Raw genomic sequence first — 8,881 nt, forward strand, 5'->3', positions numbered from 1 at the left:
ATCTGGCTTACGAGATGCTCAACAAGATCCCGGGTGTGAGCGTGGTCAAGCCCAAGGGCGCCTTGTACATGTTCCCCAAGCTGGATCCCAAGATGTACCCCATCGCGGATGACCAGCAGTTTGCCTACGAGCTGTTGGCCGAAGAGAAGGTGCTGATCGTGCAGGGCACGGGCTTCAACTGGGCACACCCGGATCACTTCCGCTTGGTGTTCCTGCCCAATAGCGATGACCTGGCCGAGGCCATCAACCGCATCGCCCGCTTCCTGGACGGCTATCGCAAGCGCCACGCCTGATTGCTGTTGACCTGTTTAGTTTCCATGTCGGGGGCAAGCGGCCCCCACAAGTGTTTTCAAGTGAGATTCGAATGAGCCAAGAACAAAACCGCCCGCTGAGGGTTGGCCTGCTGGGTATCGGTACCGTTGGTAGCGGCACCTTCACCGTGCTGAAGCGCAACCAGGAAGAGATTCGCCGCCGCGCCGGTCATGGCATCGAGATCACGATGGTGGCTGATCTCAACACCGAGCGTGCGCGTGAAGTGGTGGGCGATGCTGCGCAAGTGGTGGCTGACGCTCGCCAGGTGATTGCCAATCCGGATATCGACGTGGTGGTCGAGCTCATTGGCGGTTATGGCATTGCCAAGGCCCTGGTGCTGGAAGCGATTGCCGCCGGCAAGCACGTGGTCACGGCCAACAAGGCCCTGCTGGCCGTGCACGGCACCGAGATCTTTGCAGCGGCGCGCGAAAAGGGCGTGATGGTGGCGTTCGAGGCCGCTGTGGCCGGTGGCATCCCCATCATCAAGGCGCTGCGTGAAGGCCTGACCGCCAACCAGATCCAGTGGGTGGCCGGCATCATCAACGGCACGACCAACTTCATCCTGTCCGAGATGCGTGACAAGGGCCTGGACTTCGACGTGGTGCTGAAAGAAGCGCAACGTCTGGGTTACGCCGAAGCCGATCCCACTTTCGACATCGAAGGCGTGGACGCCGCGCACAAGGCCACGCTGATGAGCGCCATCGCGTTCGGCGTGCCCGTGCAGTTCGACAAGGCTCATGTGGAAGGCATCACCAAGCTGTCGGCCACGGACATCAAGTACGCCGAGCAACTGGGCTACCGCATCAAGCTGCTGGGCATTGCCCGCCGCCAGGAAATCAATGGCAAGGTCGTTGGCATCGAGCTGCGCACCCACCCGACCCTGGTGCCGATGCGTCGCCTGATCGCCAATGTGGAAGGCGCGATGAATGCCGTGATGGTGCAAGGCGATGCCGTGGGCACAACCATGTACTACGGCAAGGGCGCTGGTTCCGAGCCGACCGCATCTGCGGTCGTGGCCGATCTGGTGGACATCGCCCGCCTGCTGGATGTGGATCCTGCTGCGCGCGTGCCTTATCTGGCCTTCCAGCCTGATGCGCTGTCGAAGATGCCGATCCTGCCGATCGACGAGGTGGTGACCTCCTTCTACCTGCGCCTGCACGTGGCCGATGAGGCTGGTGTGCTGGCCAAGATCACGGGCATCCTGGCCGAGCAAGGCATCTCGATCGACGCCGTGCTGCAGCGCGAAGCCGATGAGGTCAGCGGTGAGGGTGGCAATCAGACCGACCTGATCATCCTGACCCACGAGACGAAGGAAGGCCGCATGAACACGGCTTTGGCCGCGATGCAGGCTTTGCCGACCGTGCTGGCGCCTATCGTGCGTGTGCGTAAAGAAGAGCTCGCTTGATCATGAAATACATCTCTACACGCGGCGACAAGACCGAGCGCGGCTTTGCCGAGATCCTGCTCGAAGGCCTGGCCCCTGATGGTGGCTTGTACCTGCCCACGTCTTACCCGAAGATCGACGACGCCACGCTGACCAAATGGCGTGGTCTGAGCTATGCCGAGCTGGCTGGCGAGATCCTGTCGCTCTACATCGACGACATCCCTCAGTCTGACATCAAGGCCCTGGCCGCCAAGACCTACACCAAGGCGGTGTATGGCTTTGACGAGATCACGCCCCTGAAGCCGCTCGAATCTGGTCTGGCGCTGCAAGCGCTGTCCAACGGTCCCACGCTGGCCTTCAAGGACATGGCCATGCAGTTGCTGGGCAACCTGTTCGAGTACGAACTGGCGCGCCGCGGCGAGTCGCTCAACATCCTGGGTGCCACCTCGGGCGACACCGGTAGCGCCGCCGAGTACGCGATGCGCGGCAAGAAGGGCGTGCGTGTGTTCATGCTCTCGCCAAATGGCCGCATGAGCCCCTTCCAGCAGGCCCAGATGTTCAGCCTGCAAGATCCCAACATCCACAACCTGGCTGTGGAAGGCGTGTTCGACGACTGCCAGGACATCGTCAAGGCCGTTTCCAACGACCTCGAGTTCAAGCGCAAGTACAAGATCGGCACGGTCAACTCGATCAACTGGGCCCGCCTGCTGGCTCAGGTCGTGTACTACTTCGCCGGTTATTTCTACGCCACCAAGTCGAACACCGAGAAGGTCAGCTTCACGGTGCCGTCTGGCAACTTCGGCAATGTGTGCGCAGGTCACGTCGCCCGCATGATGGGCTTGCCCATTGACACGCTGGTGGTGGCCACCAACGAGAACAATGTGCTCGACGAGTTCTTCCGCACCGGCAGCTACCGCGTGCGTGGCAGCGCCGAGACGTACGAAACCTCGTCGCCCTCGATGGACATCTCCAAGGCCTCCAACTTCGAGCGCTTCGTGTTCGATCTGCTGGGTCGTGACGGTGCCCGCGTGAAGGCCTTGTTCAAGGACGAGATCGAGCAGCGCGGCGAGTTCCACCTCACGGCTGAGGAGTTCGCCAAGGTGGCTGGTTACGGCTTCACCTCGGGTGCCAGCAAGCACGGCGATCGCCTCAACACCATCAAGGACACCTTCGAACGCTTTGGCGTGATGATCGACACCCACACGGCCGATGGCCTGAAGGTGGCGCGAGAGCACACCAAGCCTGGCGTGACCATGCTGGTGCTGGAAACGGCCTTGCCCGCCAAGTTTGCTGCCACGATTGTGGAAGCAACGGGTCGTCAACCTGAGCGCCCACATTGGATCGCTGGCCTGGAAGGGCTGGAAGACCTTCCCAAGCGTTTCAAGGTCATGCCCAATCAGGTGCAGGCCATCAAAGATTACGTCGTTCAACATTGCAACGACTGAGCTGAAAGGCACGTCATGGCCACGGCCTTCAAGCCCCTGATGCCTCTGGATGAGGCTTGGTCCGTTCTGCGCGCTGCCGTTGAGCAGCACGTCGCCAGTTCGCAAGGCCAGCGCCAGACGGAGTCGATCAGCAGTTTCGAGGCTTTGGGCCGTGTGCTGGCCGTGCCGGTGGTGTCTGCGGTGGATGTGCCGCCGCTGGACAACAGTGCCATGGACGGCTACGCCGTGTGCGCCGCAGATCTGGCGCAAGCCGGGCAGGCTGATGCGCCACCCGAGGCTGTGATCCTGCCGCAAGCCCAGCGCATTGCCGCAGGGCAAGTGGGTGCAGCCTTGCAGCCAGGGCAGTGCGCCCGCATCTTTACGGGGGCACCTGTGCCGCAAGGCGCCGATGCCGTGGTGATGCAGGAGCACACGAGCGCCGATGTCGCTGCGGGCACTGTGCGTTTCAACGAACCGGTGAAAGCCGGGCAGAACATCCGCCTGCGTGGCGAAGACATTGCACAGGGCCAGACCGTTCTGCAAGCCGGCTTGCGCTTGACCGCCGCGGGCCTGGGTGTGGCCGCCTCGGTGGGTGCTGCGGATCTCACCGTGTTCAAGCAAGCCCGCGTCGGCATCCTGACGACTGGCAATGAGCTGGTGATGCCGGGGCAAGCCTTGCCGCCTGGCGCGATCTACAACAGCAACCGGCACACCTTGCGTGGGCTGGTGCAAGGCGCCGGAGCGCAAGCCCAGGATCTGGGCATCGTGCCCGACAAGCTGGACGCCACCCGCGAGGCCCTGCGTGCCGCGGCCGAACACTGCGATCTGGTGATCAGCAGTGGCGGCGTGTCTGTGGGTGAAGAAGACCACTTGCGCAACGCAGTACTGGCCGAAGGCGGCCTGGATTTCTGGGCCCTGGCCATCAAGCCGGGCAAGCCATTCGTCTTTGGTTGGCTCAAGCGGGCGGACGGCAGCCGTGCGCTTTACATGGGTTTGCCGGGCAACCCTGTGGCCAGCTATGTCACTTTCCTGCTGCTGGTTCGGCCGGTGCTGGCTGTGCTGGCCGGCGAGCCCTGGTCTTTGCCTCAAACCATGCAACTGAAAGCCGGCTTTGCCTGGCCCAAGGCTGACAAACGGCGCGAGTTCGTGCGCGCTCGCCTCGGTGCTGACGGCTGTGTCACTCTGTACCCGAATCAGGGTTCCGGCGTGCTCACCTCTGCCGTGTGGGCCGATGGTCTGGTTGATCTGCTTCCTGGTCAGACTGTGCAACCAGGCGATACAGTGGCCTATTTGCCGCTGGCCGAGTTGCTGCAACCCGCCCGTGGCGCCCGTCAGGCCGATCAAGGCTGAACAAGCTCTCATCATGAAGATTCAAGTGCGTTACTTTGCCTCCGTGCGCGAAAAGCTCGGTGCGGGTGAAACCGTGTTGCTCGATGGAGCGCAAGCGCCGCGTACCGTAGGTGATCTGCAAGACTGGCTGACCAAGCAGTCCGAAGCGCACAGCGCTGCGCTGGATGAGGCGCGTGGCTTGCGCACGGCCTTGAATCAGACGCTGTGCGCTGCCGACGAGCCCTTGAGCGACGGTGATGAAGTGGCCTTTTTCCCGCCTGTGACGGGGGGCTGAGATGACGACCAGCCGTTCGCCATCCGACCGCTCTCTGGCTGCGGCGCTGGCTTGCGTGCGTGTCGGGCCAGAGGATTTCGACCTTTCTACCGAGGCAGCTGCCTTGCGCGCAGGCGATGACGGCGTAGGTGCCATCGTCAGCTTCGTGGGGACCGTGCGCGAATGGCGTCAGCATGGTGATGCTGCTGGGCAAGGCGAAGGGCAGGGTAACCAACCCTCCGTCATGGAACTGGAGCACTACCCGGGCATGACCGAGCGCAGCATCGCCGAGATCATCGTGCAGGCCTGGCAGCGCTTTGATGTGCGTGGCGTTCGCGTCATCCACCGCGTGGGGCCGCTGCAGGTGGCCGATCAGATTGTGCTGGTGGCGGTGACCTCTGCCCATCGCGGGCAAGCCTTCCAGTGCGCCGAGTTCCTGATGGACTGGCTCAAGACTCAGGCGCCATTCTGGAAGAAGGAGTCTTCAGGCGGCGAAAGCCGCTGGGTGGATGCCCGTACAGCCGACGATGAGGCTGCCGCACGCTGGGGTGGTCTGGCCGCAGACAGGGTCAACGCCAGAAACGACAGCTGATTCCTGTTGTTGTTAAACGATCCGGGGGTCAATCTGACGCCGGACATGCCGATATCACTCTACTTTCAGAGTATAAAAATCGGGCATGTTGTCGATCGACGTTTACACCTGTTATGCGGTTTCCGGCGCCGGCTCCCTGGTGGGGCTGGGGCTGCTGGCCATGGTGCGCACGGAACAAGCCCGTGTGAGCTACGCCTTGGGCCTGTTTCGCTGGGCCTTGCTCAGCCTGTCGGTGTTGCTATGCGTTCAGCTCAGCCCGCTGAATGTGCGGCCAGAAGTCCTCAAGGGTGCGATCGGGTTTGCGGGCATGGGCGTGGCCCTGTTGGCATGGGCGTTCAGACAGCTCAATGGGCGTCGTACGCACCCCGTGTTCGGCATGGTGGCCACTTTATTGGTGGGCCTGGCATTGTGGGCGGGCGCCCTGTGGGGTTCAGACCAGCAATATGTGCGCGTGATCGGGGCAGTGTTCTGCCTGGTCAGTGTTGGCATGGCGGTGGATCAGGGCGTCATCACCTGGCGCAATGGCAAGTTCACAGGTGGTGATCTGACACTGCTGGTAGCCGCCTGTGAATTCGCCTTGAACTGGGTGATCCTGTTGTACTGGGCCTGGACGCAGTCCGGGCCGTATCCGTCTCATTGGCTCTTCATGCCCGAGTGGTTGACACCCATCACGGGGCTGAGCTTTGCTTTGTTGCCTCTGGCTGTATCGTCCGTGGTGTTTGCCTCGGTCAATGACCGCCTGATGCAACAGTTGCGGGCGCGCTCGCTGTCCGATGACCTGACTGGCGCCCTGTCCCGCAGGGGCTTGCGTGAACTGGGCGAGCGCTTGGTGGCCCTGCAGTCCACGCAGGCAAGCATGCTGGCAGTTTTGATGATCGATATCGATTTTTTCAAGGATGTTAACGATCGATACGGGCATGCGATGGGGGATGACGTGCTGCGCCACGTTACCAACTCCGTGCGAGATCATCTCCGGGAAGACGCCTTGCTGGCCCGCTACGGTGGCGAGGAATTCTCGGTCTTGCTGCCAGTGCGCTCCAGGCTGGAAGCGCAGTCAGTGGCCGAACGGGTGCGAGAAATCATCGAACTCAGCCCCTTCGAGACACCCACAGGTGAAATCCGCGTGACAGTCAGCATCGGCCTGTCCTTCCACCGCGAAGACACCACCTTGGAAGAAGATCTGGCGCGCGCGGACGCCTGTCTCTATCAAGCCAAGAACACGGGGCGCAACAGGGTGATTTGCGGCGACTAAGGTCACGGCGGAGGGCCAGCAAGTGGCCCTGCCGATTGATCTTTCTCAAGCCGCTGCAAAGATGGGGCTTGAAATGCCCCGCCAACGCCCTATCTTCATGAGCAATCGGCCCTCGCCAACCAGAGGGCCCTCCGACTATCAGGAGTGCTCATGCGACTCGACAAACTCACCACCAAATTCCAGGAAGCGCTGACCGAGGCCCAGAGCCTGGCGGTGACGCGCGACAACCCCTACATCGAACCTGCCCACATCCTGCTGGCCATGTTGCGCCAGGATGATGGCCCGCGTGCGCTGCTCGAAAAAGCGGGCGTCAAGGTGCCGGGCTTGGCCATCGAGTTGGAAAAGCAGCTCGACAAGCTGCCGCAAGTGCAGGGCGCCGATCAGGTGCAAGCCGGGCGTGACACCGTCAGCCTGCTGCAAGGCGCCGAGAAAGAAGCCCACAAGCAGGGCGACCCCTACATCGCCAGCGAGATGTTCCTGCTGGCTCTGGCCGATCACAAGGGTGACACGGCCATTGCCGCGCGCGATTTTGGCCTGAGCCGCAAGTCGTTGGAAGCAGCGGTGAAAGCCGTCCGAGGAGACCAGAAGGTGGACAACCCCGAAGCAGAAGGCCAGCGCGAAGCGCTCAAGAAATACACGCTGGACCTCACCGAGCGCGCCCGCGCTGGCAAGCTCGACCCCGTGATTGGCCGTGACGAAGAAATCCGCCGCGCCATCCAGGTGCTGCAGCGTCGCTCCAAGAACAACCCTGTGCTGATCGGTGAACCCGGCGTGGGCAAGACCGCCATCGTGGAAGGCCTGGCCCAGCGCATCGTGGCTGGCGAAGTGCCCGACAGCCTCAAGAACAAGCGCGTGCTGGTGCTCGACATGGCCTTGCTGCTGGCCGGTGCCAAGTACCGTGGCGACTTCGAAGAGCGCCTGAAGAACGTGCTCAAGGAAGTGGCCAAGGACGAAGGCCAGACCATCATGTTCATCGACGAGATCCACACCATGGTCGGTGCGGGCAAGGCCGATGGCGCGATGGATGCCGGCAACATGCTCAAGCCCGCCCTGGCGCGTGGCGAGCTGCACTGCATCGGCGCGACCACGCTGGACGAATACCGCAAGTACATCGAGAAGGACGCCGCGCTGGAGCGCCGCTTCCAGAAGATCCTCGTGGGCGAGCCCACGGTCGAGGCCACCATCGCCATCCTGCGTGGCCTGCAGGAAAAGTACGAGGTGCACCATGGCGTCGAGATCACCGACCCGGCCATCGTCGCCGCGGCCGAGCTCTCCAACCGCTACATCACCGACCGTTTCCTGCCAGACAAGGCCATCGACCTGATCGACGAGGCAGCCGCCAAGATCAAGATCGAGATCGACTCCAAGCCCGAGGCCCTGGATCGCCTGGACCGCCGTCTGATCCAGTTGAAGATCGAGCGTGAAGCCGTCAAGCGCGAGAAGGACGAGGCCTCCATCAAACGCCTGGGCCTGATCGAAGAAGAGATCACCAAGCTGGAGCGCGAGTACGCCGATCTGGAAGAGATCTGGAAGGCCGAGAAGGCGCAAGCCCAAGGTTCGGCCACGGTCAAGGAAGAGATCGACAAGATCCGCTTCCAGATCGAGGAATTCAAGCGCAAGGGTGACTTCAACAAGGTTGCTGAGTTGCAGTACGGCAAGCTGCCCGAGCTGGAAAAGCGCTTGCAGGAAGCACAAGCCAAAGAGAACGCCAAAGGCAAGGACGGCGGCAAGCCAACGCTGCTGCGCACCCAGGTCGGCGCTGAAGAGATCGCCGAAGTGGTGGCCCGCGCCACCGGCATCCCCGTGTCCAAGCTGATGCAAGGCGAGCGCGACAAGCTGCTGGCCATGGAAGACAAGCTGCACGAGCGTGTGGTGGGGCAGCAGGAAGCCATCGTGGCTGTTTCCGACGCCATCCGCCGCTCGCGTGCAGGCCTGTCTGATCCGAATCGCCCCTATGGCTCCTTCCTCTTCCTGGGCCCGACGGGCGTGGGCAAGACCGAGTTGTGCAAAGCCTTGGCGGGCTTCTTGTTTGACAGCGAAGACCACCTGATCCGCATCGACATGAGCGAGTTCATGGAGAAGCACTCGGTGAGCCGCCTGATCGGTGCGCCTCCCGGTTACGTGGGCTACGAAGAAGGCGGCACGCTGACCGAGGCCGTGCGTCGCAAGCCCTACAGCGTGGTGCTGCTCGATGAGGTCGAGAAGGCTCACCCGGACGTATTCAACGTGCTGCTGCAAGTGCTCGATGATGGTCGCCTGACCGATGGCCAAGGCCGCACGGTGGACTTCAAGAACACCGTGATCGTGATGACAT

Annotated in this window: 8 protein-coding genes; all 8 read left to right on the forward strand. The window is 62.3% G+C overall.

Annotation, left to right across the window (positions count from 1 at the left end; genetic code table 11):
* On the forward strand, nucleotides 1–293 hold a 293-nt coding region (locus EPO09_RS11460), incomplete at its 5' end, for an aminotransferase class I/II-fold pyridoxal phosphate-dependent enzyme (protein WP_290643186.1).
* Nucleotides 294–364: 71 nt separating this feature from the next.
* The gene (locus EPO09_RS11465) at nucleotides 365–1,717 is read left to right on the forward strand and encodes a homoserine dehydrogenase (RefSeq protein ID WP_290643188.1); all 1,353 of its coding nucleotides are present in this window, start codon (nucleotides 365–367) and stop codon (nucleotides 1,715–1,717) included.
* Nucleotides 1,718–1,719: 2 nt separating this feature from the next.
* Nucleotides 1,720–3,141 carry a threonine synthase gene (thrC, locus tag EPO09_RS11470; protein ID WP_290643190.1) on the forward strand — a complete coding sequence of 474 codons (1,422 nt, stop codon included), beginning with the start codon at nucleotides 1,720–1,722 and terminating at the stop codon, nucleotides 3,139–3,141.
* A 39-nt stretch (nucleotides 3,142–3,180) separates the two neighbouring features.
* Nucleotides 3,181–4,470, forward strand: coding sequence for a gephyrin-like molybdotransferase Glp (gene glp / locus EPO09_RS11475; protein WP_290643200.1), 1,290 nt, complete (start codon nucleotides 3,181–3,183; stop codon nucleotides 4,468–4,470).
* 13 nt (nucleotides 4,471–4,483) lie between these two features.
* Nucleotides 4,484–4,744: a molybdopterin converting factor subunit 1 gene (moaD, locus tag EPO09_RS11480; protein WP_290643192.1), complete on the forward strand. Its 261-nt coding sequence runs from the start codon at nucleotides 4,484–4,486 to the stop codon at nucleotides 4,742–4,744.
* Between the two features lies 1 nt (nucleotide 4,745).
* Nucleotides 4,746–5,315 carry a molybdenum cofactor biosynthesis protein MoaE gene (locus tag EPO09_RS11485; RefSeq protein WP_290643194.1) on the forward strand — a complete coding sequence of 190 codons (570 nt, stop codon included), beginning with the start codon at nucleotides 4,746–4,748 and terminating at the stop codon, nucleotides 5,313–5,315.
* A gap of 85 nt (nucleotides 5,316–5,400) precedes the next feature.
* The gene (locus EPO09_RS11490) at nucleotides 5,401–6,567 is read left to right on the forward strand and encodes a GGDEF domain-containing protein (protein ID WP_290643196.1); all 1,167 of its coding nucleotides are present in this window, start codon (nucleotides 5,401–5,403) and stop codon (nucleotides 6,565–6,567) included.
* Nucleotides 6,568–6,717: 150 nt separating this feature from the next.
* Nucleotides 6,718–8,881, forward strand: a 2,164-nt coding sequence (locus EPO09_RS11495) for an AAA family ATPase (RefSeq protein WP_290643198.1), incomplete at its 3' end; no start/stop codon positions are given.

The sequence above is a fragment of the Aquabacterium sp. genome, from assembly GCF_004297345.1.
In the GTDB taxonomy this organism is placed as follows: Bacteria; Pseudomonadota; Gammaproteobacteria; order Burkholderiales; family Burkholderiaceae_C; genus Aquabacterium.